This window comes from Kribbella sp. CA-247076 (genome assembly GCF_050942445.1).
GTDB lineage: Bacteria > Actinomycetota > Actinomycetes > Propionibacteriales > Kribbellaceae > Kribbella.
The window spans coordinates 3,751,498-3,775,686 of the sequence record NZ_CP192051.1; the positions used below are offsets into that span (position 1 = coordinate 3,751,498).

Below are 24,189 nucleotides of genomic sequence, written 5' to 3' on the forward strand. Positions count from 1 at the left end.
GCATGTCCCTCCTGCGTACGCAGAAGTCCGGCCGGAGCGGTACCCAGCGTGTGGTCACCTGGTACCGCTCCGGCGGACTGAGCGCCGTCGTCTTCGCCCTGCCGCTGCTGCTGACCTTCCTGTACTTCTCCTGGGGACCGATCGTCCGCGGCCTGGTGCTGAGCTTCCAGAAGAACAACCTGGTCACCACCCCGGAGTGGGTCGGGATGGCGAACTTCAGCTACGTGCTGGCCGACCCGCAGCTCCCGCAGGCGACGGTCAACACGCTGTACTTCGCCCTGCTGGCCCTGATCTTCGGGTTCCCGGTGCCCCTGTTCCTGGCCGTGTTCATCAGCGAGCTGCGCAGCACCGGCTGGCTCTACAACGTGATCTCCTACCTGCCGGCCGTGGTCCCGCCGGTGGCGGCGATCCTGCTGTGGAAGTTCTTCTACGACCCGAGCGGGGCCGGGGTGTTCAACTCGATCCTCGGCTGGTTCGGCCTCGGGCCGTTCGCCTGGCTGAACTCGCCCGACCTGGCGATGCCGGCGATCGTGCTCGAGGCGACCTGGGCCGGCGCCGGGGCGACCGCGATCATCTACCTGGCCGCGCTGACCGGGGTCCGGACCGAGCTGTACGAGGCGGCCGAGCTGGACGGCGCCGGGATCTGGCAGCGGGTCTGGCACGTCACGCTGCCGCAGATCCGCGGAATCATCCTGATCATGATGCTGCTGCAGCTGATCGGGACGTTCCAGGTGTTCACCGAGCCGTTCCTGTTCACCGGCGGCGGTCCGGACAACGCGACCACGACGATCCTGCTGCTGATCTACCGGTACGCGTTCATCAACGGCGACTTCGGCGCCGCCACCGCGCTCAGCGTCCTGCTGGCCGGTGTCCTGTGCGTGCTGTCCGTCGTGTACCACTTCCTGACCAGGCGCTGGAGCATCACATGAGTCACGAGCGCGGCATCATCTCGACCGCCGACCGGAAGCGCTCACTGGTCCGCTACGGCCTGCCGACGATCCAGGTCATGCTGTTCGTCGGTGTCGCCATCGCCGGTGTCGGTCCGCTGCTGTGGCTGCTCAAGTCCGGGCTGTCCACCAGCCAGGACATCCTCCGCGGCCCGATGCAGCTGTGGCCGTCCGGCATCCAGTGGCAGAACATCCCGGACGCGTGGACCCGGGTCCAGATCGGCTCCTACCTCGGCAACACCGCGATCATCGCGATCGGGTCGCTGCTGTCGACTCTGTTCGTGTGTACGACGGGTGCCTTCGTGCTCAGCGTGCTGCGGCCGAAGTGGGGCCCGATCGTGACCGGCGCCGTACTCGCGACGCTGTTTCTGCCGGGTGTGATCTCGCTGGTCCCGCTGTACCTGACCATCCTCAAGATGCCCGTGCTCGGGTTCAACCTGCAGAACACCTTCTGGGCGGTCTGGCTGCCGCAGGCGGCCGGTGCGTTCAACATCCTGGTGATGAAGCGGTACTTCGACTCGATCCCGCGCGAGCTGATCGAGGCGGCCCGGATCGACGGCGCGAGCAACCTGCGGCTGTTCACCTCGCTGGTGCTGCCGCTGTCGAAACCGATCGTCGGGGTGGTCGCCCTGCTGACCGTGATCGGCTCCTGGAAGGATTACCTCTGGCCGCTGCTGGTACTGCCGGATCCGCGGCTGCAGCCGATCTCGGTGGCGCTGCCGCGGGTGGCCGAGACGACCGAGATCTCACTGCAGATGAGCGCGCTCTTCCTGGCCGTGCTGATCCCGGTGGTGTTGTTCCTGGTGTTCCAGAAGCAGTTCCTGAAAGGTGTGGGGATGTCGGGAGGTATCAAGGAGTGACGGCACTGAACGGCCGGCGGGTGCTGGTGACGGGGGCGGCCGGGCGGATCGGGCTGGTGACGGTCCAGCGCCTCACCGAGCTCGGTGCGCTGGTGACCGCGCTGTCGAACGTCGAGCACCCGGACCTCAAGGCCGACCGGGTGGTGATCGGCGACACCCGGTCCGAGGCCGACGTCGCGGACGCGCTGGCCGGCGCGGAGTACGTCGTCCACCTCGCCGCGCTGGCCCATCCGTCGGCCGGTACGCCGTACGACGTCTACACGATCAACGTCGTGTCGACGTTCAACGTGCTCGCGCAGGCCGGGGCGCTCGGGATCCGGCGGGCGGTGATCGCCAGCAGCATCAACGCGACCGGGATCCCGTTCAACCCGCACCAGGTCCTGCCGGCGTACTTCCCGCTGGACGAGAAGATCCCGACCGACGTCGGCGACGCCTACTCGCTGTCCAAGCAGAACGACGAGAACGCGGCCCGGATGGTGTGGCGGACGTGGGGGACCGACGTGGTCGCGTTCCGGTTCCCGCACGTGAATGCGCCCGACGTGCTCGAGCGCCAGGCGGACGGCGCACGGCGGGAGCCGGGCCGCGGACTGCGGGAGGCCTGGAGCTATCTGGACACCCGGGACGCGGCGTACGCGATCGAGCTCGGGCTGACGGCGCCGTTGTCCGGGGCGCACACCTTCTTCGTGGCCGCGAACACCACGAACGCGCCGTACCCGACCGAGGCACTGCTGGACGCCTTCGCGCCGGACGTGCCGCGGCTGCGGCGGTTCGTCGGCCGCGAGGTGCCGATCGACCTGACCGCGGCCCGGACCGTGCTCGGCTTCCAGGCCCGGCACGAACTCGACCTGCCGACCCTTCCCCTGGAGATCTGAATGCCCTCGAACTTCGACCAGCCCTGGCCGGTGCGCGACGACGTCCGCATCCGGGACGTCAAGGCGATCGTCACCGCGCCGGAAGGCATCCCGCTGGTGGTCGTGCGGATCGACACCACCGAGCCGGGGCTGTACGGCCTCGGCTGTGCGACCTTCACCCAGCGGTGGAAGGCGGTGCAGACGTTCGTCGACGAGCACCTGGCCCGGCTGCTGATCGGGCGGTACCCGGGTGACATCGGCGACCTGACCCGGCTGGCGGGGTTCTCGGGGTACTGGCGTGGCGGACCGGTGACGAACAACGCGATCTCCGGGATCGACCAGGCGCTGTGGGACATCGCCGGCAAGCGGGCCGGGATGCCGGTGTACGAACTGCTCGGCGGCAAGGTCCGGGCGGCCGCGGACACCTACATCCACGCCAGCGGCCGGACGATCGACGAGACGCTCGAGCAGGCGCACAAGTTCGCCGCCCAGGGCTGGCGGCACATCCGGCTGCAGATGTCGACCCCGGGCGGCGGCGGGTACGGCGCCCCGCAGGTGGCGACGCTCTACCCGGACTCGCCGTACCACAACGGCTGGTCGGCGCGGGACTACCTGCGGACGACGCCGGACCTGTTCGCCGCGGCGCGCCAGGCGCTGCCGGACAACATCGAACTGCTGCACGACGTGCACTCGCGGCTGACGCCGAAGGAGGCCGTGCTGCTGGCCCGGGCGCTCGAGCCGCACGGGCTGTTCTTCCTCGAGGACGTGCTGCCGCCCGAGCACTGGGACCGGCTGCCCGAGGTCCGGGCCGCCTCCCCGGTGCCGCTGGCGGTCGGTGAGCTGACGACGTCGATGGGTGACGCGGTGCGGCTCGTCCGCGATCTCGGCGTCGACTTCATCCGCTCGCACGTCTCCGACATCGGCGGCCTGACGCCGGCCCGCAAGCTCGCCGACCTGGCCGAGCTGTGCGGCGTCCGCACGGCCTGGCACGGTCCGGGCGACACGTCGCCGATCGGTGCCGCCGCCAACGTCGCGCTCGACGTGAGTTCGGTTGCCTTCGGCATCCAGGAGGGCCACCTCTACAACGAGGCGACGCACGAGGTGTTCCCCGGCACGCTGCGGATCGAGGACGGCTGGCTGACCCCGAACGACGCCCCCGGCTGGGGGATCGACCTCGATCTCGAAGCGGCCGCTCGTTATCCCGCGCGACTGTCCGGACACGACGAGTGGGCGGCCGGCGTACGACGCATCGACGGTGCTCTGGAAGCGCCGTGACAACGGTGGCCGGGCGTTACCATCGCGGCTAGTCACGGACAGCGACAGACGACCAGGACGGGGAGGTGGCGGCGGTGCCGGACGACGAGGACATGCGGCGGGCGGGTGCGAACCAGTACGACCTGGGCTCGTTCAACGAGGCGGTGATCATCGAGACGATCCGGCTGGCCGGCATCATCAGCCGGACCGAGATCTCCCGCCGGACCGGGCTCACCCAGCAGTCGGTGTCACGCATCCTGCGGATCCTGCTGCAGCAGGGACTGCTGGTCGAGGAGGCGCAGGAACGCGCCGAGCGGCTCGGCAAGCCGCGCACGCCGGTCCGGCTGCGGTCGAACGCGGCGCACGCGGTCGGCATCCACATCGACCCCGAGCTGCTCACGGTCGCGGTCGTCGACCTCGACGGCACGATCGTGCGCCGCGAGACCGTCGACCTGGCCGACGACCTGAGCGCGGACAGGCTGGTCGACCTGACCGCCGCGACCGTGACCGCCGCCCTCAGCATCAGCCAGGTCGACCTGGACTCGATGCTCGGCGTCGGCGTCGCGGTCCCCGGGCCGATCAACGCGGACGGCACGCTGCTCGCCCTCCCGCTGCAGCCGGCCTGGCGCGGCCTGAAGATCCGCCACCTGCTGCAGGAGAAGCTGAACCACCCGGTCCTGGTCGAGAAGGACGGTACGGCGGCCGCGATCGGCGAGCGCTGGATCGGGCGGTCCGCCCGGGCCCGCGACTTCGCCTACCTCTACCTCGGCACCGGCGTCGGCAGCGGCCTGATCCTGAACGGCTCGATCTACCGCGGCGGGACCGCGAACGCCGGCGAGTTCGGCCAGGTGGCCGCGCTGCGGATGGGGGAGTGGGACCCCGAGAACGGTCCGCGGATGCTCCCGGAGTGCAACCCGACCGCCTCGCTCCCGGTGATCGCGGCAGAGTTCGGGTACGTCGAGACCGACCCGAGCGCCACCGACGAGGCCAAGCGGTACCGGGCGGTCTGCAAGGCGGCCGCGGACGGCGACGAGGCGGCCGTGCAGGCGGTCACCCAGGTCGCCCGGGTGATCGGGCAGGGGACTGTCGGCCTGGTCGACCTCCTCGACATCGACCTGGTCGTGCTCGGCGGCCCGGCGTTCGGCAAGGAGATCTCGGAGATCTTCCTGGCCGAGATCGGCCGCGCGGTGAACGCGCACCCGGTCGCCCGGGAGACCCGTCCGGTCGCGGTCGAGGAGTCGATGCTGCAGACCGATGCGGCCGCGGTCGGGGCGGCGTCGACGATCTTCCACGACGCGTTCACTCCTCGGGTCAGTGGATCCAGTCAGGCACGTAGGCTGCCGAAGTGATCGCGCCCCGCTCGCTGACCCCTGACGTCCAGCTCCGCCTCGCCACGCTCGACGACGACATCGGTCTGGCGGACGCCTATGTCCGCAGCTGGGACCATCTGAAGGAGTGGGAGCCGGACCGGGCGGACAGCTGGTTCACCCCGGCCGGTCAACGGGAGCGGCTGACCGGGACGCTCGAGCGGTACAAGGACGGCCGGACGGTGCCGTGGGTGCTGGTCGAGGGTGAGCGGATCCTCGGTGGGATCACGCTGAACGACCTCGTGCCCGGGCCGTTCCGCAGCTCGAGTCTCGGCTACTGGCTCGCGGTCGACAGGGTCGGCCGCGGCCTGATGACCCGGGCGGTCGAAACGGTGGCCGAGATCGCGGACACCGAGCTGAAGCTGCACCGGATCGAAGCCAGCACGCGCACGGACAACGTCGCCTCCCAGAAGGTCCTCCATCGGACCGGCTTCACCCAGATCGGCACGGCGCCGACGTACCTGCACATCGCCGGCGCCTGGCGCGACCACCACCTCTTCCAGCGCGTCCTCAACGACCGCGCACCCGGCGCCTAGGATCCGGCCGACTCCTTGTGGGCCAGTGCGCTGGCCGAGAGCCGGCCGACGATCGCCGGCGCCTCCTGGATCAGCGTGTCGTCGGTCAGCGCTTCGACCATGAACAATGCGAAGTCCACCCGGCGGGTCAGGTTGCTCGCAAGCACCGGGTCGCCGACGTGCCGGCTCCACACCGGCAGACCCTGGCTCTCGCCCTCCTCGAGGTCGCTCCCGCGGACCACGGTCCACCGCCGGTCGCTGGCGAAGATCCGCCGGCACGCCTCCACCTGGTCGTCGATCTCCACCGCGCGGAAGAACTTGGCCAGTGGCGTGGCGATCCGGACGGCGGCCCGCAGCTTCCACGAGTACCGGTCCTGGCCGTCCCGGGTGATGTGCCACCCGCAGGAGAAGACCAGACGCGCGTCCGGCTCGCTGTAGTCCAGGACCGCCTGCGCGGTGCCGGACGAGTACTGCCGCACACCCCACGGCACCAGCACGGTCAGTACGCCGTCGCAGCCGGCGACCGCTCGCCGGATCACCTCCCGGTCGTTCGTACGCCCCGGGATGATCGTGATCCGGTCCGCGAACTCGGCCAGCTTGCCGACGCTGCGCTCCCGGCACACCCCGACGACCTCGTAGCCCCGCTCGAGCGCGTGCCGGACCATGTACCGCCCGAGCTTCCCCGAGGCGCCGACGATGCAGATCTTCATGTCCCCTCCTGCGGCAGACTTACAGTGTAAGTAGTTTAGACTTACGCCGTAAGTCGACGCAAGGAGGAGTTGGATGAGCGAGCGCGGTACGAGCCGCCGGACGAGAGCCGAGCGGGCGCCGCTCAGCCGTGAGCGCGTCGTCGAGGCCGCTCTGGCACTGGCCGACGAGAAGGGTGTCGCCGGCGTCAGCATGCGGGCGATCGCCGGCCGGCTGGGCGTCGAGGCGATGTCGCTCTACAACCACGTGACCAACCGGGAGGACATCCTCGACCAGCTGGTCGACGCGGTCTTCGCCGAGATCGAGCTGCCGGCGCCGGGCGCGGCCTGGAAGGCTGCCATGCGAGACCGCGCCGCCTCGGCGCGGGCGGCGCTCCGGCGCCACCCCTGGGCAGTCGGCCTGATGGATTCCCGCACCCAGCCGGGGGCCGCGATCCTGCGTCACCACAACGCGGTCCTCGGCGCACTGCGCGGAGGGGGCTTCTCCGTCGCGATGGCCGCACACGCGTTCTCGCTGATCGACAGCTACGTCTACGGGTTCGTGCTGCAGGAGCTCAGTCTGCCGTTCACGAACCGCGCCGAGTTGGACGCGATCGCCGGCGACCTCCTGGACGCCCTCGGCGAGGACTATCCACACCTCGCGGAAGTCACCCGGCACGCGCTGCAGCCGGGGTACGACTACGGCGACGAGTTCGAGCTGGGCCTATCCGTGGTCCTCGACGGGCTGCACCCGGACGAGGACCACGGCGGTCCTGCCTAGTTCGGCGGCAGTCCGATGCCGCGGGAGACGTCGACGTCGTCGTACCGGCCTTCGAGCACGTCGAGGAACTTCACCGGCCGCTGCAGGGTCGAGGCGATGTACACCGCGCGCACCGTCGCGAGCGCGTCGATCGCGTCCTGGACGGTGACGCCCGGCCGGCCGGCGTCCGCGATCGCCCCGAGGATGTCGTCGTACTGCGCCTTGTGGTGGCCGGGCTCACCCGGACCGACCTCGACGTCGTCGGTCGCGCCGTCGGCGTTGAACCGGCGGAGCAGGTCGTCCTCGACCTCGGCGCCGCCCTCGGTCCCGTGGACCGACACCCGCGTGCGGCCGCCGGGGAAGGCCGCGGTGGTGGCGTGCAAGGTGGCGACCGCGCCGGACTCGAACGTCAGCGTCGCGACGACCGTGTCCTCGACCTCGATCGCGTGATGCGCGGCCCGGATCGCCTGCGCCTGGATGCTCACCGGCCGGCCCATGAACCACAGCAGCAGGTCGACGGTGTGCACGCCCTGGTTCATCAGCGCGCCGCCGCCGTCCTGTGCCCACGTCCCGCGCCAGCCGGCCGAGGCGTAGTACTCGTCGCTGCGCCACCAGGCAACCGTCGCGACCGCGGACGTCAGCTGACCGAACCGCCCGACCTGGATCGCCTCGTGCACCAGCGCGCTGCCGGGGTCGAAGCGGTGCTGGCTGATGACCGAGGAGACCAGGCCCTGGCCGGCCGCCCGGGTCGCGGCCGCGCCGAGGCGCCGCGCCCGGGTCAGGTCGACGTCGAGCGGCTTCTCGATCACGACGTGCTTCTTCTCGTTCAGCGCCTGCTCGGCCAGCGCCGCGTGGGTCCCGCTCGGGGTGCAGATCGCCACGAGAGAGATGTCCGCCGCGCCGAGCGCCGCGGCCAGGTCGTCGTACACCGCCGGCTCCGGCTGCCCGGCCTCCTTCAGCCGGGCGGCCAGCGCCTCGCGGGCGGCCGGGTCGCTGTCGACCAGCGCGGTGACGACCGCGTCCGGCCGTCCGGCGATGGTGTCCGCGTGGGTGCGGCCGATGATGCCGCAGCCCACGATCGCGACCTGGTGGTTCGTAGCGTCAGCCATCTCGCTCCTAGGTGACGGTGAAGTTCGCGGTCAGGACCTGGTCCGTGGCGACAGTGAAGGTGTACGAGGCCTCGGTCGAGACCACCGTCCCGTCGACGGTCCAGTTCCGGAAAACGCTATCCGATGTTGGTGTCGCCGTCACGGTCACCTGCGCGCCGACCTCGTAGGTCCCCGGCTCGGACTCGTTGCCGGCGATCGCCACCGTACCCGGCCCGTCGGCCGCGACCGCGATGCTGCGCTGGACGACGTTGATCACCATCACGTTCCGGAGCACGACCGGCCCGGTGCTGGTGGCGCCGTTGTAGCGGGCGAGGTTGGTCGCCTCGACGTCGCCGCCGGTCACCTTCACCGTGTAGCCGTCGGTACCGAGGTTGTCGGTGCCGAGGTTGAACGCGTCCACCTGGCCGCTGTTCACCACCAGGCCGTCGTGGAAGCCGTACGCGAACACGTTCAGCAGCGTCAGGCCGGTGGCGCCGTCGACGGTGACGATCTTCGCGGTCCTGCGCATGTACTTGTCGATGACGAGCTCGAAGATGTCGCCTTCGTTCATCCAGTACGGCTGCTGGTAGCCGACCCGGGTGACCGCGTTGCCGTTCGAGAGCACACCCTCGATCCGGCCGTTGCGGCCCGGGCCGACCTTGATCGCGTGGTCGAAGAACGCACCGGCGAGCTTCCGGACGACGATGTCGTCGCCCCGCAGGTCGAGACCGTTCCAGGTGTTCGGGAAGCCGGCGTTGATCACGTAGTTGCCGCCGGCATGACCCCGGACGGCGAACGGATACTCGACCAGACCCTCCGGGCGGCCCGGGTTGTTGTCGGGGTAGAACACCCGCAGCCCGCGTACGCCGGCCCCGCGGCCGAGCGTGACCAGCGCGGTCTCGGTCCCGCGTTCGAAGGCGTGCAGGACCGTGCCGCCGCTGGCTCCGGACTGGTCCCGGTTCGGTACGGCGGACGCCCCGCGCAGCTCGACCTTCGCCGGTACGGTCAGGTGCGTGCTGATCCGGTACCACCCGGCGGGCAGGTAGACGATGCCGCCGCCGTTCCGGCCCGCCTTGTCCAGCGCCTTCTGCACGGCGCGGGTCGCGTCGGCGGTCGGCAGATACCCGACCCCGTGCGGCGCGTCCACGACGTACAGGGTCTGCTTCGGCTTCGGCAGCGGCTTCTGCTGGTACGTCGGCGCCGTGCCGGACATCCGGTGGACGATCCCGTCGATCGCGCCGGTCAGCGTGGTGCCGGTGACCTTCACGTAGCCGCGGGAGTTGTTCAGGACGGCGTGCTCGCTGCCCTCGACCCGGCCGGCGGCCAGCGTCATGCCCCAGCGGTCGTCCATCGTGTCGACCAGGACGCCGATGTCGGTCCGGCGTACGTCGGGCTGGAGGAAGCTGCCGGTGAACTGGGCGCGCTGGCCGGCGACGACGTGGATGCCGACGCGGTAGTCGGACAGCGAGATCCGGTGGAACTGGTCCCACTCGAGGTCGCCCAGGACGAGGCCGGTCCCGTGCGCGCGGGTCCAGGCGTCGAGTGCCGGGCGGGACGGTGGCTGGTAGGCGGCCGGGGCGGACGCCCAGAACGCGTTGCTGAAGACGACGTTCTCCCAGGTGCCGACGTCGGCGCCGTTGTACGCCCGGGCGCCCTCGAGGAGCGCGGTGCCGCGGACGTTGCGGATCGTCGAGGACTCGTGCACCTGGCCGGAGCTGGGCGCGTTGCCGCGGTCGTTGGGCATCGTGCTGATGCCGATCCCGCGGTACGAGTTCAGCATCGTGACGTCGGCGACGGTCGCCATCATGTAGTTCTCGTTGCCGATCCAGGCGCCGCCCGGGATCTCGAACGTGTAGTTGTACGGGACCGGGTCGGTGGCGTTCTGCCGGGGATAGTAGGTGGTGACACCGAGGACGCCGGCGCTGCCGCCGATCCGGAACAGGCTCGGGCCGTCGTCGCCCGCCGGTAGTTCGGCGACGACGACGGTGCCGTAGTTCGGGGCCTGACCGTGGTCGCCGCGCAGCGTGCAGAAGGCGTGCACCTCGATCGTGTCGGTCACCCGGTAGCGACCGGCCGGCAGCCACACCGTCCCGCCGCCCGCGTCCTGGCAGGCGTAGACGGCCTGCTGGATCGCCTTGGTCGAGTCCCGCCGGCCGGTGCGGTCGGCGCCGTACGCGGTCGCGTCGAAGTCCGCGATCACGCCGTCCTCGGTGGGGTTGGTGGTGCTGACCAGCCGCGGCTTCGGGGTGACGACCGGCGACTCGCGGAGCTGGAACTCCTTGACGATGAAGGAGTCGGCGCCGGTCATCGCGATCCGCACGTACCGGGCCTTGGTGGTGGCGAAGCGGGTCGTGCTGAACTGGTTGGCGCCGGGTGACCCGGTGCGCCCGACGGTGGTGAACTTCATGCCGTCGTTCGAGACCTGGACGGTGTAGTCGGGGGAGTAGGCCTGCGCCCACTCGACGCGTACGTCGTTCACCCGCCGCGGCTTGCCCAGGTCGACCTGCAACCAGGCGTCGCCCTGTCCGCTGGTCCAGGCGGTGGCGTGATCACGGTCGTTGACCTGGGCGGCATCGGCTCCGCTGCTCGCGGTCGCCGTACCCTCGGGGGCGAAGTTCGTGTCCACCGGCTCGAAGGCGTCCAGCGCGGCCTGCAGCGTCCGCAGCGCTTCCTTGACCTGTACGTCGGTGACGCCGGGAGTAGCCGCGATCGCGCGGGCGTCGTCGATCGCCGTCCGCAGGGTGGCCCTGCTGCCGGCCGGGTACTGGCCGTCGCGGGTTCCTTCGCGGGCGGCCCGCTCGACCCTGGCCGCCTCGTCGATCAGGTCGACCAGACCTTCGGTGACGTCGAGCGTGCTGGCGACCTTGGCGACGCGGACGGCCGCGACCTTGAGATCGACCGAGCCGTCGCCGTTGTGGATGCGGAAGTCGGCGCCGTTGGAGCGGTTCGTCATCACCGCGTCGGGCAGCGCGAAGGTGTGCGTCTTCCACGTCCTGGTGTCGCCGTAGCTGACGAGCTCGGAGTTCTTGAACTTCTCCGGGATCGTCTCGCCGGGGGAGTCGTAGTGCAGGCCGAACTGGCCGCTGCCCTCGTCGAAGTAGTCGACGCTGATCAGCACCAACCCGGCGCGGTTGTCGTACAGGTAGGTGTCGCTGACGTTCAGGTAGAAGAAGTTCGTGCCCGGCGCCGGCGCGGTGCGGTCGGTCTGCCAGTACGGGCGGCCGTCCTGCACGCCGGTGACGAGATTCTCCGGCCGGTCGCCGGCGCGCGGGCTGATGCCGCTCTGGATCGGGGCCGCGCCGAGCTGCACCGAGGCGCCCGCCGTACTGATCCGGAGCGTGCCGACGGTGATGTCTTCGGTGCCGAACAGCCGCAGGTCGGCATCCCCGAGACGGTCGGTGAAGCCGATGTCGGTGAGCGCGAACGTGCCGGTCTTCCACTCGCCGGTGCCGGTGAGCCGGAGGTCGTCCGCGTCCGCCTGCGGGTCGGCGGCGGCGTCGTACTGGAGCTCGAGGGTGCCCGTGCCGGTGTCGAGGTAGGTCACCGTCACCAGGACGTCGTCGGTGCCGATCTCGTCGACGTAGTCGCGGTCGACGTCGAACTCGAGGTAGCTCGTGTTCGCCGCCTGGTTCGTGCGCCAGTAGCCGCGGCCCTGCTCGGTGCCGGTCCGCAGCCCGGCGGGATCGTCGCCGGCGGCCGGCTGGACGCCGAGCGTGGTCGGGGTGGGTCCGAGGTCGGCGCCGACGCCGCTCGGGTACATGGTGGCGGCCGCGGCCGGCGGTGCGGCGAGCACCCCGGCCAGCAGTAGGGCAGGGAGAACCCCCGCGAGCAGACGTCTGGTCATGCCGAAACCTCCAGGTGGCGGGCCGGAAGTACACGCTGGGGCAGCTGCTGCGCCGATAAGTTAAACCAAGCGTGTTACTTATTCAAGAGGTCAGTCCGAAGGCCACCGCGTTGGTCCTGGCCCATTCCGCGAACGTGCGGGCCGGGCGGCCGAGGAGGTGTTCGGCGTCCGGGCTCACGGCCTGCTCGGCGGCGGTCGGCGTACCAAGGATTGCGAGGGTGGAGTTGGCGACGGGCTCGGGCATGAAGGCGAGCATGCGGCGTTTCGCCTGGTCGTGGGTCAGTTCGACGAACTCGACCGGCTCGCCGATGGCCTGTCCGATCGCGGTGGCCTGACCGCGCGGTGAAATCGGCTCCGGTCCGGTCAGCGTGTACGTGGCGCCGGTATGTCCGGGCTCTCGGAGGACGATGGCGGCGACGTTCGCGATGTCGGCGGGGTCGACGGCAGGTAGAGCGACGTCGGCGAAGGGCGCCTCGATGACTCGGCGGGTCCGGACCGACTCGGCCCACTGGAAGGCGTTGGTGTCGAAGTTGCCCGGTCGCAGCATGGTCCACTCCAGGCCGGACTGCTTGACGGTGTCTTCCAGGTTCGAAGGGTGCCGTTGGGTGCCGACGCCCTGGGAGGAGAGCAGCACGGCGCGTTTGACGCCGGCTCCGCGGACGACGTCCATCACGTCCCCGAGGTCGCCGTTCGCCAGGAAGCCGGGGGAGGTGAGCAGGAAGATCGCCTCGGCTCCGTCAAGGGCGGGCTTCAGGCTCTCGGGCTCGGCCAGGTCAGCTTGGAAGGCCCGAACCGTGCCGACGCTCGTCGGGTCGGCGGAGATCCTTCGGGAGACCGCCGTCACCTGTTCGCCGGTTGCGGTGAGGGCCTGCACCAGGGGACGGCCGACGTTTCCGGTCGCACCGGTAACCACGATCATGTTCGCTCCTCGTCAGTTCTGTGTGCTTGACTGACGAGGACGCTACTTGCGTCGGCATAGTAGGTACCTAGAGGAAAGTATCCCGATTGTGAGCGAGAGCACAGCGGTTGATCCGGTGCAGGCCTGCCCGATCGCGCCGGTGGTCGACGTGGTGTTCAGCCGGTGGACGACGCCGATCCTCTGGACGCTGAACGAGTTCGGCCGGCAGCGGTTCGTGCAGCTCGAGCGGCGGATCGGGGTGATCACGCCCAAGGTGCTGACGCAGCGCCTGCGGCAGCTGGAGCGCGACGGTCTGGTGTTGCGGACGTACTACCCCGAGGTCCCGCCGCGGGTCGAGTACGAGGTCAGCGACCTCGGCCGCAGCCTGGCTCCACTCTTCCGCTCACTCGCCGAGTGGTCGCCGAACCTGGCGGAGGTCGAAGCCGCCCGCCGCCGCTTCGACGAGACCGAGCCGGCGAACCGCCGTCCCTGACCCACCTTGTGCACGACGTGAGTACGTCGCCACGCTCGGCGTACTCACGTCGTGCACAAGGTGGCGGGTCAGACGGCGACCAGGACGCGTTCCGGGGTGTGGAGCTGGTCGAGGAGGGTGAAGAAGTGGGTCGCGGCGTCGGCGAGGCGGAGCAGGCCGGCCTCGTGTGACTGCCAGCCGAACACGAGCTCGCCGTCGATCGTGCGCTCCTCGAACGGTACGGCGTACCGGCTGAGCGTCACGCGGGTCGGGCCGGTTTGCGGGTGGTGGTCACCGCAGCCGCACTCGGCGGCGATCGTGATCGCGGTCAGGGCGTCGGCGGAGAAGCGGCTCAGCCGGAGCGTGGTGCCGCGGGCGGTGAACCGGGTGATCGTTGCGTCAGGCAACTGTACGAGCAGCTCGACCGGGACGGCGTGCGAGCCGGGCAGCAGCCGGAGGCCGCGGGACGCGAGCAGGTCGGCGAAGGCCGGGAGATTCATGCGGACGATCCTGTGAGTGCTGGTGTCGGCGGGCGGGCCACGGGAAAGGGGCAAGGCCTCGTGCGCCGGAGACGGCGCGCGTCAGCGACAACAGCAACAACACAGCATCTGCATGCCGAAGATCATGACAGCTCGGCGCGCACGCGCCAAACACCGTCCGCCATCTGGGACGACTGTCCGTGGCGACGGTGCGCTGGACCCTCCGGTCACCGGAGGCACCACCATGTCAGCGTGCAGCACTGCGAAACGACAGCTCTGGGTGTCCTGCTCGAGCACCTGGGCATCGACCTGTCCGAACCCATGCTCTTCGGGCTCGGCTCCGGCCTGTCCTTCATCTACTGGGACAGCAAAGCGGTCGGGTTTCCCTTCCTGGGCGGCCGGGTCAAGCCGTTCGAGCTCACCAGGAACCTCGCCGCCGTCCTCGACCTGGACCTTGCGGTCGAGGAGACCACCTCGCCGCGGAAGGCGTGGAGCCAAGTCGCGGCCAGGCTCGATACCGATTGTCCGGTCGGGTTGCAGCTCGACAGCTACTACCTGGACTACTTCAGGTCGAAGGTGCACTTCGGCGGACATGTCGTGGCCATCCGCGGGTACGACGACCAGACTGCGTACTTGGTGGACACCGAGCAGCAGGGCGGAGCAGTCTCCACCAGCCTTCGCAGCCTCGCGGACGCGCGGGCGGCGAGCGGTCCGATGACCGCCAGGCACCGGTCCTTCACGCTTGCTGCCCCGCGGGCGTTGCCTGCACCCCGAGCCCGGATCGTCCGCGCCGTCACCGCCTGCGCCGAGGCGTTCCTCGATCCGCCGATCGCGAACCTCGGCCACCGCGGCATCGAGAAGGCCGGCAGGCTGGTCCGCACCTGGCTCCAGCGCACCGACAACCCACAGCGGGACCTGCCGCAGGCCGCGCTCCTGATGGAGCAGGCCGGTACCGGCGGCGCCCTCTTCCGGAACCTCTACCGGGACTTCCTCGGCGAATGCGTCGACGTACTCAACCGTCAGCACCTGCGCACCGGCCACGCGCTCTACACCGAAGCAGCCATCTTGTGGACCGAGGTCGCGACGCTGATCAACGAAGCAGGAGAGTCCGGTGACGCGAAGTACCTGCACCAATCAGGCGACATCCTCGCGGAGCTCTCCCGCCTGGAGCGAGAGGCCATGCAAGCGCTCAGCCGCCTCGAGGGTTGACTCCTAGATCCGTCACCGCTCCCGGTTTGACGGCAGCTTGGATAACCGTTATCTATATCTCAAGCCGTGAGGGGTGATCCATGCAGGACGCAGTACTGGCGATGCTCGCGAAGGAGCCGTCGCATGGTTACCGCCTGCGCGAGCGGCTGCGTGGATCGCTCGGGCCGTTGGGTGAGTCGATGAACGCGGGCCAGATCTACGTCACCCTGAGCCGGTTGGAGAAGGCTGGACTGGTCGTCTGCGAACGGGTGGACGAGCAGGCCGACCGGCCGGACCGGAAGGTCTACGCGTTGACGCCGGCCGGCCAGCGCCGGGTCGCCGCCTGGCTCGCCGAGGTGGACTGGCCGAAGCCGGATCTGGCGGAGTTCCACCTGAAGCTCGCCGCCGCTGCGGCAGCCCGGCTCGCGGATCCGCTGGAGTTGGTGGATGCGCAACGCCGCGAGCTCCTCAGACGGTTGCGGGAAGTGCAGCGAGCGGTGCTCGCGGAGCCGCGGGAGTCGATCGCCGGCCTGTTGCTGGAAGGGATCGCGCTGCGGCTGCAGGCCGACCTGCGCTGGTTGGAGGCCTGCGAGCGACGCTGGCCGGCCATCGCCGACGAATCAGGGGAGACATGAACAGGTACGGCGATGTGCTGCGCGTCCGAGGTGTGTCAAAACACCATGGACAGGGGGAGTACCTGGTCCGCGCGGTCGACGGAGTCGATCTCGGCCTACCCGCCGGACAGATGCTGGCGGTGACGGGGCCGAGTGGGTGCGGGAAGTCGACGCTGCTCCACCTCCTGGGTGGGCTCGAGCGTCCGACCGATGGCGAGGTGTGGCTGGCCGGCGAGCGGATCGACTCCCTGTCCGAACGGGCGTTGGCCCGGTTGCGGCGCCGGTCGGTGGGCTTCGTCTTCCAGGCCTTCCACCTGGTCGATGAACTGTCGGCGGCCGAGAACGTGGAACTGCCGGTGCTGCTGGCCGGGCGCTCGCCGCGCGTGGCGAGACGCCGGGCAGCCGCGCTGCTGGAGCAGGTAGGACTCGCCGACCGCGCCCGGCATCTGCCGTGGGAGCTGTCGGGCGGACAGCGGCAGCGGGTGGCGATCGCCCGCGCCATGGCCAACGAGCCGCTGGTCCTGCTGGCCGACGAACCTACCGGCAACCTGGACAGCGCCGCGACCAATGACGTGCTGAGGCTCTTCAGCGACCTGCGTGCCGCCGGCCAGACGCTGGTGATCGCAACGCATGACGAGCGGGTCGCGGTGACCGCGGACCGGCTGGTCTCGATGCGCGACGGGATGCTCGTCGACGACACGCCGCTGATGGCCGGCGCCGCCGGGCGACTCGGCGGCCTGATCAGGCTGGAGGACTGACCCGGTGGGTCGCACCCTGCTCGCGTTCCGCCTCGTCCTGGCCGACATCCGCCGTCACCCCGCCCAGACCGCGATGCTCCTGCTGGCGATGACCGCCGCCACCGCCACGTTGAGTCTCGGTACTTCCCTGCGCGGAGCGACCGACGAGCTCTATCAGGAGACCCGCGCGATTACGGCCGGACCGGACGTCGTGGCGCTGGCGCCCACCAGCGGTGACAGCGCGACATCCGCGTTGGCACCCTTGCCGCACGAACACGAGGTCGTCGACCACAGCGGCCCGTACCGGCAGTTCCACACGACCCTGGCGGCGAACGGGTCGACATCGCGCGCGGTGGCGCAGGAGGCCGGCGAGACGCCGGACGCGATCGGTCGTCCGCTGGTGACGGCAGGCGAGGTGGCGCGACCGGGCGGGCTCGTGATCGAACGCGGGTTCGCCAAGGCGCTGGGCGTGGGGGTCGGCGACACCGTATCGGTGGCCGGGCGCGAGTTCGGTGTGGCGGGGATCGCCGTGAGTGCGGCGAACATGGTGTACCCGTGGGCGGCGATGATCGGTCCCGGCGGTGGACCGAGCGACTACAGCGGGCTGGTCTGGCTGAGCCCGGCGGATGCCCGGACGCTCGCAGCCGCGGAACTGCCGGCCACGACCGTCCTCTACCTGAAGCTGGGAGACGCAGCGGCGACGGACGTGTTCGTGGACGCCAACAGCGGTTCGCCGAGCCGGGTCCACCTCTTCAGTTGGCAGTTCATCGCCAAGCAGGACTCGGTGATACTCAGGGACAGCCAGCCCATCCTGGTCGTCGGCAGTTGGTTGCTCAGCTTCCTGGCCATTGCCGGTGTGGCCACCTTGGCCGCGGGCCGCGCTGCCAGGCAGACTCGCCGGGTCGGTCTGCTGAAGGCGGTCGGAGCCGCACCCGGGCTAATCGCCGCCGTGCTGTTCGCCGAGTATCTCGTCGTGGCGTTGATCGCGGACGCCTTGGGACTGACGGTCGCGCGACTGGGCGAGTCCACCATCGTCAACCCGACCGCGAGCCTGATCTCCAGACCAACCGGTCCGACTGCGACCACCGTCGCGATCACCACCGCCTTCGCGGTCGCCGTCGCGATCCTGAGCACCCTGGCGCCCACCGTGCGGGCCCTGCGCACCGAGACAGTCGTCGCCTTGGCCGACAGCGCGCACCGGCCGCATCATCGGGCCGGGCTGACCCGTCTGTCGGCGTACCTGCCGACCCCGCTCCTGCTCGGCCTCCGCCTGATCGCCCGTCGCCCTGGCCGTGCAGTCCTGCACGGGTCCAGCATCGCGGTCACGCTGATCGGCGCCACGGCACTGGTCACGCTCTACGCCCAGCCCGCGATGAGCTACGGCCTCGACTCGCCCGAACTGGGGAACCTGCGAGCCGACCAAGGGCGCCACGTCCTGCTGGCCGTCACGGTCGCGCTGATCGCGCTGGCTGCCGTGAACGTCGTCGCGATCACCTGGACCACGGCGGTGGAAGCCCGGCCGGTCATGGCCATCGGGCGGACGCTCGGAGCGACGCCTGGACAGCTCACGGCCGGGCTGTCCGCCGCGCAACTCCTGCCGACGGTGCCAGGCGCCGTTGCCGGCGTCTTCCTGGGGATCGCCTTCGTCCTGCCTTTCAGCAGGGGACCCATCACCATGCCGTCATCGTGGTGGCTGGTCGCGACCGGCCTAGCCTCGCTGCTGGCGACCGCGGCGCTGACTGCCCTGCCCGCGCACCTTACCGCCCGTCGATCCGTCGCGCAGACGCTCAGCGCCGAAGGGACTTAGTCGGCCTTCTTGCCGAACATGATCTCGTCCCAGCTCGGCACGCTGGCGCGCTTGTTGTTCCGCCGGGCGGGCTTCTTCTTCGGCTCCGCCTGCTCCTCGGCCGCGGCCGGCTCGGTGCCCGGCGCTGCCTCGGATGCAGCCTGAGCCGGCTCGGGCTGAGCCTCCGCGGGCGACGGCTTCCTCTCCGCGGGCGACGGCTTCGTCTGAGTGGGACCCGGCTTCGGTTGGGCGGGACCCGGCTTCGGTTGGGTGGGGGCCGGCTTGGCCTGGATCGGCTGGGGAGCGGGCTCTTCGACCGGGGCGGCGGGCGTGGACCGGTCCTCCGGAGTACGCCGGGGAGCCGGCGCACCGCGATCGGGGGCGGGCCTCCGGTCGGGCGCGGCGGCACGCTCCTCCGGGGGAGCGAACGTCGCGGCCTCCGCCGGCAGCTCGGTCGGGCGCTCGACCGCCCGGACCGCCGGCCGCAGCGTCGGCGGCTGCTCGATCGGTACGTCGATCAGCGTCGGCTCGTCGTCCGGGTTCGGCACCGAGTGCACCCGCCGCGGGCCACGCTCCACGTCCCGCGACCCGAAACCCTCCCGGTCGCGGCCGACCGATCCCTCCCGGCCGAACGAGCCCTCGCGGCCGAACGAGCCCTCGCGGGCGGCGAACCCCTCCCGGGACGGCGAGGTCTCCCGGGGAGCCGGGTGGTTGCGGCGGGGCAGGCTGACGGTGTCCTCGAAGCCGGCCTCGTAGCTGTCGGCGCCGTGGTCCGGCGCGAGCGACAGGTCGATGTCGGCGACCGCGGACAGCCGGCGTTCGCCGGGCTGCGGCTGGACCGGCGGGGGCAGCACCTGGGCCTGCTCGCCGACCAGCCAGCGGGCCTCGTCGTCGTCGGGGACCGCGTACCGCCCGGGGGCGTCGTACGCGAACATCGCGATCTTCTCGTCCTTCTGCTCCGCCTCGTCCGCGCTCTCGACGTAGTAGGAGACGCGGACCGCCCAGCGGCCGTCGTCGCGCCGCCACGCGTCCCACTCGGCCGACGCCGGGTCGACCTGACGGGTGCGCAGCCGCTCGGTCACCCAGGCGCCGAGGTTGCGGGTCGGGGCGTCGGCACCGCCGCGACGGCGTACGGACGCGCGCTGCGCCAGGCTGGCGATGTGGTCGCGCTCGGCCAGGACCGGGCCGGCGAACGCCATCACGCGTTCCATCGGCATCTGGGCGACGGCAGCGACCGCCTCGGGACTTTCGCCGGCGCGGATACGAGCCTGGATGTCTCGTGGGCGCAGCGCGCTCTCCATTTGAATCTCCAGCTGGCCGAGTCGGGCACGGTCGCCGCGGAGGGCCGCACGCAACCGGTCGTCGACCGGAACGGCGAACTCCTCACCCGTCTCCGCCATCGCCAGGACGAGTTGCTTCCCGTCCTGGCTCAGACCGACGAGCCTCGCCTCGCGCATTGACCTTTGTTCTCCTGTGCGGTTCTCGACAGTCTCTCCCGGGACGTGCTGCCTGACCAAGACCGGCGCGCCGTGCCGCGCGGTCATTGTGGAGGTTACGTCACGAAATCACATCGTGCCTGCTCACAAGGGTCCTTGTGATCACACCAGTCACAGTAGTCACAACACGGTGTGACCGCGACCGACGGGTCAGTGCGCGAACGCGGACCGGACCGCGAGCGCCCGCTTCAGGTCGTCCACACTGTCGCCGACCGACCGCCGGATGCCGGCCGCGACGGACTCGTCCGCGACCAGGTCGGCGGCCCGGGTGACGATCGCCTGCTCGACGGCGTACCGGGGGAACGCGAGCTTGGCGCTGGAGGCGACGACCCAGCCGGACCGGAGTTTCTCGGTGCCGGCGATCTCGGCGAAGTACCGGTCGACGTACGGCGCGGTGAGCTCGAGCTGGCCGGGGTGCCAGAAGCCCTCGCAGGCGGCGTACAGCTCGTAGTTCGCGACGTCGGCGTCGGTCATGATCTGCGTCCAGGCCCGCTCCTTGGCCGCCGGCGTCGGCAGCGCCGCCCGGCAGCGGGTCGCGTGCACGACGCCCTCGGACGAGGTGTCCCGCTGGAGCTCGGCGTCGATCTCCGCGTCGCCGACCGCGCCGAGGCGGGCGAGCTGGAGCAGGACGGTCCAGCGCAGGTCCGCGTCCATCGCGAGCCCGTCCGGCACGCCCTCGCCGGCCAGCCAGCCCTTGAGTACGTCGGCTTCGTCGGCGAACCGTACGTACCCACGCGCCACCGCGAGCTGCAGACTGCTCCCGGCCGCCGTCGTCCGGAGCCGGGCAGCGAGTGTCGCGGCCAGCTGACCGCGGTACGGCTGGTACGGCAGGTAGATGCCGAGCAGGTGCGAGTTCGCCCAGCCGACCATGGTCGCGACCGCGATGTCGCTGGTCTCGTGCGGGAGCATCCCGACGAGTACGTCGAAGCCGAGCTTCGGGTCGAGCTCGGCGTCGGCCACGGCGTCGCGGATGCTGTTCAGGACGACGGCCCGGGTGACCCCGTCGGAGATCTTCGGCAGCACCGCCGGCAGGTTCGCCAGGCTGTCGGCGTCGAGCCGGATCTTCGCCCAGCTGTCGTCCCCGGCGTCCGGGATCACCACCGCCAGCGAGGGATCGAGCTCGACGGCCACCTCGTCCGCGTCCAGGAGTACGTCGACGGTCGTGGCGCGGCCGTCCGCGTCGTACCCGCCGACCGTCAGCTTGTGCGGGCGCTCGGCCGGATACTCGGCCGGCGCGACCCGGCGCAGGGTGATGCCGGCGCCCGTACGGCTCGCGCTGATCGTGTCCAGACCGGGCGTGCGCAGCCAGTTCCGCGCCCAGGTGTCGAGGTCGACCGCGCCGGCCTCGGTCCACTTGCCGACCAGGTCGGCGAAGGTCGCGTTGCCGAACTGGTTGGACTCGATGTGCGCGCGGACGCCGGCCAGGAAGACGTCGTCGCCGAGGTAGGCAGCCAGCTGCTTGAGGACGGCGGCGCCCTTGGCGTACGAGATGCCGTCGAAGTCGTCCAGCGACGCGAGCGCGTCCTTGACCGCGTCCGCCGCGACCGGGTGGGTGGACGAGCGCTGGTCGGCCTGCAGCCCCCACCACTTGCGGATGAACGCGAAGTCGATCCAGTTGTCGGTGTACCTCGTCGCGTCGGTCGACACCCGGTGGGCCATGTACTCCGCGAACGACTCGTTCAGCCAGAGGTCGTTCCACCACTCCATCGTGACGATGTCGCCGAACCACTGGTGTGCCATCTCGTGGACCACGGTCCGGGCCCGGTTGCTGCGCTCGCCGTCGGTCACCGCCGAGCGGAACACCATCGGGTCGCGGAACGTCACGCAGCCCGGGTTCTCCATCGCGCCGGCATTGAACTCCGGCACGAACGCCTGGTGGTACTCGCCGAACGGGTACCGGTAGCCGAACATCCGGTGGTACTCGTCGAAGGACTGCTTCGTGACCTCGAAGATGTCCCCGGCCTCCCGCTCCAGCGCCTCCTTCAGCGACTGCCGCGCGACCACGCTCAGTGGGATGCCGTCGTGGGAGTCGGTGAGCTGGTGGTACGGCCCGGCCACGACGGTGACGAAGTACGTCGACAGCGGCGGCGTCTCGGCCAGCTCCCAGCGACCGGGGGAGACCTGGGTGGCCGCGCCGTTGCCGAGCACGATCCACTCCGGCGGCGCGGTCACCGTCATCCGGTACGGCGCCTTGAGGTCGGGCTGGTCGAAGCACGCGAAGATCCGCGGTGCGGCGTCCAGGAACGACATCGCGTAGGTGTAGACGAGCCCGTCGGCGGCGTCGACCGCGCGGTGCAGGCCCTCACCGTCGTGCGAGTACAGCATCGACGCGACCACGACGAGCTCGTTGTCGGACCGCAGGCCGGTCAGCTCCAGCCGGCCGTCGTTCAGTCCGGCGACGTCGACCGCCGTACCGTTCAGCGTCACCGAGGTGAGCTCGTCGGGCTTGACGTCCAGCCACGTCGACGTCGCGGTGGCGGTGAACCGGATGGTGGTGGTCGACCCGAACGTGCGCTCGCCCTGGGTGAGGTCGAGGTCGACGTCGTACGACTGGACGGTGAGTGCGGCTGCCCGGGTGCGGGCGCCGTCGACGGTGAGACTCGGCATGCCGGCAACTCTATGCGGTCACTAGGCTGAGCACATGAGCGAGATGGAGTACCGGCAGCTGGGTGACTCAGGCCTCACGGTGAGCGTGGTGGGACTGGGCTGCAACAACTTCGGGCGGCGCCTGGACGCGACCCGGACGGACGCGGTGGTGAACGCCGCGGTCGACGCCGGTATCACCCTGTTCGACACCGCGGACATCTATCACGGTGAGCACGGATCCAGTGAGGAGCTGCTCGGCAAGGCGCTCGGCAGCCGTCGCGACGAGGTCGTCATCGCGACCAAGTTCGGCGGCGACATGCAGGGTGTGAACGGCCCGGACTGGGGTGTCCGCGGTTCCCGCCGGTACATCCGCCGGGCGGTCGAGTCGAGCCTGCAGCGGCTGGGCACCGACTGGATCGACCTCTACCAGCTGCACTTCCCGGACCCGGTCACCCCGATCGAGGAAACGCTCGCGGCGCTCTCCGAGCTGGTTGCCGAGGGCAAGGTCCGGTACCTCGGCAGCTCGCAGTTCGCCGGCTGGCAGGTGGTCGACGCCGACTGGGTCGCCAAGTCCGCCGGGCTGGAGCGTTTCGTCAGCGCCCAGAACCAGTACTCCCTGCTCGAGCGGGACGTCGAGGACGAGCTGATCCCGGCCTGCGAGCACCTCGGCATCGGCGTCCTGCCGTTCTTCCCGCTCGCCTCCGGTCTGCTCACCGGCAAGTACAAGCGCGGCGAGGGGGCACCCGAGGGGACCCGGCTCGCGACCCAGCCCGAGCGGCTGGCCCGGGCGGACTTCGACAAGATCGAGGCCCTGGAGACGTTCGCGGCCGAGCGTGAGCTGTCGATGATCGACGTCGCCATCGGCGGTCTCGCGGCCCAGCCGGCGGTCGCGTCAGTGATCGCGGGCGCGACCACGCCGGCGCAGATCGAGCAGAACGTCGCCGCCGGCCTGTGGGACCCGACGCCCGCCGACCTGGCCGCCCTGGACGACCTCACGTGACGCTGATCCTGCTGCCGCCGTCCGAGGGCAAGACCGGCCGGTCGCGCGGCCGCGCGGTCGACCACGCGACGCTGTCGTTCCCGGAGCTCACGCCCGTTCGCGAGCAGGTCCTCGAGGCGCTGGCCAAGGTCTCCGCATCGGCCGACGCGTACGACGTACTCGGGGTCGGCGCCTCGCTCCAGCACGAGGTGGACCGGAATACCCGGTGGCGGACCGAGCCCGCCGTACCGGTGTCGGAGCTGTACTCCGGGGTCCTGTACGACGCCCTCGGCTACGCGTCCCTGTCCGCGGGCAGCAAGCGCCGGGCCGGCAACCGCCTCCTGGTCGTGTCCGCGGCCTGGGGTGCGCTGCGGATGGCCGACCGCGTCCCGCCGTACCGGCTCTCGATGGGTACGACGCTGCCCGGCCTCGGGCCGCTCGCCTCGGTGTGGCGCGACCCGCTGGCGACCGCGCTGGCCGGCGCGGACGGCGTGATCGTCGACTGCCGCTCGTCGACGTACGTGGCCGCCTGGCGACCTACCGCGGAGCAGGCCGCCAAGTGGGTCGCGGTGAACGTCGTCCGCGAACGCGCCGGCGTCCGCTCGGTCGTCTCGCACAACGCCAAGCACACCCGCGGCCAGGTCGCCCGCTACCTGCTGGAGTCCGGCAAGGACCCGGGGACGCCGAGGTCCCTGCACAGACTGGTGAGCGAGCACTGGAACGCCGAACTCGACCGGACGGGTGCCGGCTGGACGTTGACCGTGGTCGAGCACGACTGACCG

At 70.7% G+C, this 24,189-nt stretch carries 21 protein-coding genes; 14 read left to right on the top strand and 7 right to left on the bottom strand.

Going from position 1 to position 24,189, the window contains the following annotated elements; all coding sequences use genetic code 11:
• The first annotated feature begins 2 nt into the window (after positions 1-2).
• The 6 genes from ACQPYZ_RS17810 (at position 3) to ACQPYZ_RS17835 (ending at position 5,815) form a co-directional block, all read left to right on the top strand.
• Complete coding sequence (locus tag ACQPYZ_RS17810) at positions 3-929, top strand: carbohydrate ABC transporter permease (RefSeq protein ID WP_433169708.1); 927 nt, start codon at positions 3-5, stop codon at positions 927-929.
• Positions 926-1,807: a carbohydrate ABC transporter permease gene (locus ACQPYZ_RS17815; RefSeq protein WP_433169568.1), complete on the top strand. Its 882-nt coding sequence runs from the start codon at positions 926-928 to the stop codon at positions 1,805-1,807. Before ACQPYZ_RS17810 ends, ACQPYZ_RS17815 begins: the two co-directional genes overlap by 4 nt.
• A complete protein-coding gene (locus ACQPYZ_RS17820) occupies positions 1,804-2,679 on the top strand; it encodes an NAD-dependent epimerase/dehydratase family protein (protein ID WP_433169569.1) in 876 nt (291 codons plus the stop codon). Before ACQPYZ_RS17815 ends, ACQPYZ_RS17820 begins: the two co-directional genes overlap by 4 nt.
• Positions 2,680-3,933, top strand: a complete 1,254-nt coding sequence (locus ACQPYZ_RS17825) for an enolase C-terminal domain-like protein (protein ID WP_433169571.1) — start codon at positions 2,680-2,682, stop codon at positions 3,931-3,933.
• Between the two features lie 74 nt (positions 3,934-4,007).
• Positions 4,008-5,261 (top strand): ROK family transcriptional regulator, encoded by a 1,254-nt coding sequence (locus ACQPYZ_RS17830; RefSeq protein ID WP_433169573.1) that lies wholly within the window; start codon positions 4,008-4,010, stop codon positions 5,259-5,261.
• Positions 5,258-5,815 carry a GNAT family N-acetyltransferase gene (locus ACQPYZ_RS17835; RefSeq protein WP_433169575.1) on the top strand — a complete coding sequence of 186 codons (558 nt, stop codon included), beginning with the start codon at positions 5,258-5,260 and terminating at the stop codon, positions 5,813-5,815. The genes ACQPYZ_RS17830 and ACQPYZ_RS17835 overlap by 4 nt, the downstream gene beginning before the upstream one ends.
• On the opposite strand, the gene ACQPYZ_RS17840 is transcribed toward ACQPYZ_RS17835, so the two are convergent.
• A complete protein-coding gene (locus ACQPYZ_RS17840) occupies positions 5,812-6,504 on the bottom strand; it encodes an NAD(P)-dependent oxidoreductase (protein WP_433169577.1) in 693 nt (230 codons plus the stop codon). The genes ACQPYZ_RS17835 and ACQPYZ_RS17840 overlap by 4 nt on opposite strands.
• A gap of 73 nt (positions 6,505-6,577) precedes the next feature.
• Between ACQPYZ_RS17840 and ACQPYZ_RS17845 the strand changes: the two genes are divergently transcribed.
• Entirely contained in the window at positions 6,578-7,261 is a 684-nt protein-coding gene (locus ACQPYZ_RS17845; protein WP_433169579.1) for a TetR/AcrR family transcriptional regulator, read from the top strand.
• Here the strand turns inward: ACQPYZ_RS17845 and ACQPYZ_RS17850 are convergent.
• From ACQPYZ_RS17850 to ACQPYZ_RS17860, 3 genes are all read right to left on the bottom strand, one after another.
• Positions 7,258-8,349: a Gfo/Idh/MocA family protein gene (locus ACQPYZ_RS17850; RefSeq protein ID WP_433169581.1), complete on the bottom strand. Its 1,092-nt coding sequence runs from the start codon at positions 8,347-8,349 to the stop codon at positions 7,258-7,260. The genes ACQPYZ_RS17845 and ACQPYZ_RS17850 overlap by 4 nt on opposite strands.
• A gap of 7 nt (positions 8,350-8,356) precedes the next feature.
• Positions 8,357-12,172 carry a discoidin domain-containing protein gene (locus ACQPYZ_RS17855; RefSeq protein WP_433169583.1) on the bottom strand — a complete coding sequence of 1,272 codons (3,816 nt, stop codon included), beginning with the start codon at positions 12,170-12,172 and terminating at the stop codon, positions 8,357-8,359.
• A gap of 82 nt (positions 12,173-12,254) precedes the next feature.
• On the bottom strand, positions 12,255-13,091 hold the full coding sequence (locus ACQPYZ_RS17860; RefSeq protein WP_433169585.1) for an NAD(P)H-binding protein: 837 nt from the start codon (positions 13,089-13,091) through the stop codon (positions 12,255-12,257).
• An 88-nt stretch (positions 13,092-13,179) separates the two neighbouring features.
• On the opposite strand from ACQPYZ_RS17860, the gene ACQPYZ_RS17865 reads away from it, so the two are divergent.
• A complete protein-coding gene (locus tag ACQPYZ_RS17865; RefSeq protein ID WP_433169587.1) occupies positions 13,180-13,563 on the top strand; it encodes a winged helix-turn-helix transcriptional regulator in 384 nt (127 codons plus the stop codon).
• Positions 13,564-13,631: 68 nt separating this feature from the next.
• Here ACQPYZ_RS17865 and ACQPYZ_RS17870 read toward each other — a convergent pair whose 3' ends face one another.
• Positions 13,632-14,042 carry a hypothetical protein gene (locus tag ACQPYZ_RS17870; protein WP_433169589.1) on the bottom strand — a complete coding sequence of 137 codons (411 nt, stop codon included), beginning with the start codon at positions 14,040-14,042 and terminating at the stop codon, positions 13,632-13,634.
• 231 nt (positions 14,043-14,273) lie between these two features.
• Here ACQPYZ_RS17870 and ACQPYZ_RS17875 point away from each other — a divergent pair, with 231 nt between their 5' ends.
• The 4 genes from ACQPYZ_RS17875 to ACQPYZ_RS17890 all read left to right on the top strand — a co-directional run bounded on the left by ACQPYZ_RS17875 (position 14,274) and on the right by ACQPYZ_RS17890 (position 18,367).
• The gene (locus ACQPYZ_RS17875) at positions 14,274-15,230 is read left to right on the top strand and encodes a BtrH N-terminal domain-containing protein (RefSeq protein WP_433169591.1); all 957 of its coding nucleotides are present in this window, start codon (positions 14,274-14,276) and stop codon (positions 15,228-15,230) included.
• Between the two features lie 80 nt (positions 15,231-15,310).
• Complete coding sequence (locus tag ACQPYZ_RS17880; RefSeq protein ID WP_433169593.1) at positions 15,311-15,844, top strand: PadR family transcriptional regulator; 534 nt, start codon at positions 15,311-15,313, stop codon at positions 15,842-15,844.
• The gene (locus ACQPYZ_RS17885) at positions 15,841-16,581 is read left to right on the top strand and encodes an ABC transporter ATP-binding protein (protein WP_433169595.1); all 741 of its coding nucleotides are present in this window, start codon (positions 15,841-15,843) and stop codon (positions 16,579-16,581) included. The genes ACQPYZ_RS17880 and ACQPYZ_RS17885 overlap by 4 nt, the downstream gene beginning before the upstream one ends.
• A 4-nt stretch (positions 16,582-16,585) precedes the next feature.
• Complete coding sequence (locus ACQPYZ_RS17890) at positions 16,586-18,367, top strand: FtsX-like permease family protein (protein ID WP_433169597.1); 1,782 nt, start codon at positions 16,586-16,588, stop codon at positions 18,365-18,367.
• Here ACQPYZ_RS17890 and sepH read toward each other — a convergent pair.
• The gene (gene sepH, locus ACQPYZ_RS17895; RefSeq protein WP_433169599.1) at positions 18,364-19,803 is read right to left on the bottom strand and encodes a septation protein SepH; all 1,440 of its coding nucleotides are present in this window, start codon (positions 19,801-19,803) and stop codon (positions 18,364-18,366) included. The genes ACQPYZ_RS17890 and sepH overlap by 4 nt on opposite strands.
• 189 nt (positions 19,804-19,992) lie before the next feature.
• Positions 19,993-22,449, bottom strand: coding sequence for an aminopeptidase N (pepN, locus tag ACQPYZ_RS17900; protein WP_433156922.1), 2,457 nt, complete (start codon positions 22,447-22,449; stop codon positions 19,993-19,995).
• Between the two features lie 34 nt (positions 22,450-22,483).
• Between pepN and ACQPYZ_RS17905 the strand changes: the two genes are divergently transcribed.
• Both ACQPYZ_RS17905 and ACQPYZ_RS17910 read left to right on the top strand, forming a co-directional pair.
• Positions 22,484-23,428: an aldo/keto reductase gene (locus ACQPYZ_RS17905; protein WP_433156925.1), complete on the top strand. Its 945-nt coding sequence runs from the start codon at positions 22,484-22,486 to the stop codon at positions 23,426-23,428.
• The gene (locus ACQPYZ_RS17910; RefSeq protein WP_433156928.1) at positions 23,425-24,186 is read left to right on the top strand and encodes a YaaA family protein; all 762 of its coding nucleotides are present in this window, start codon (positions 23,425-23,427) and stop codon (positions 24,184-24,186) included. Before ACQPYZ_RS17905 ends, ACQPYZ_RS17910 begins: the two co-directional genes overlap by 4 nt.
• The last annotated feature ends 3 nt before the right edge of the window (positions 24,187-24,189 follow it).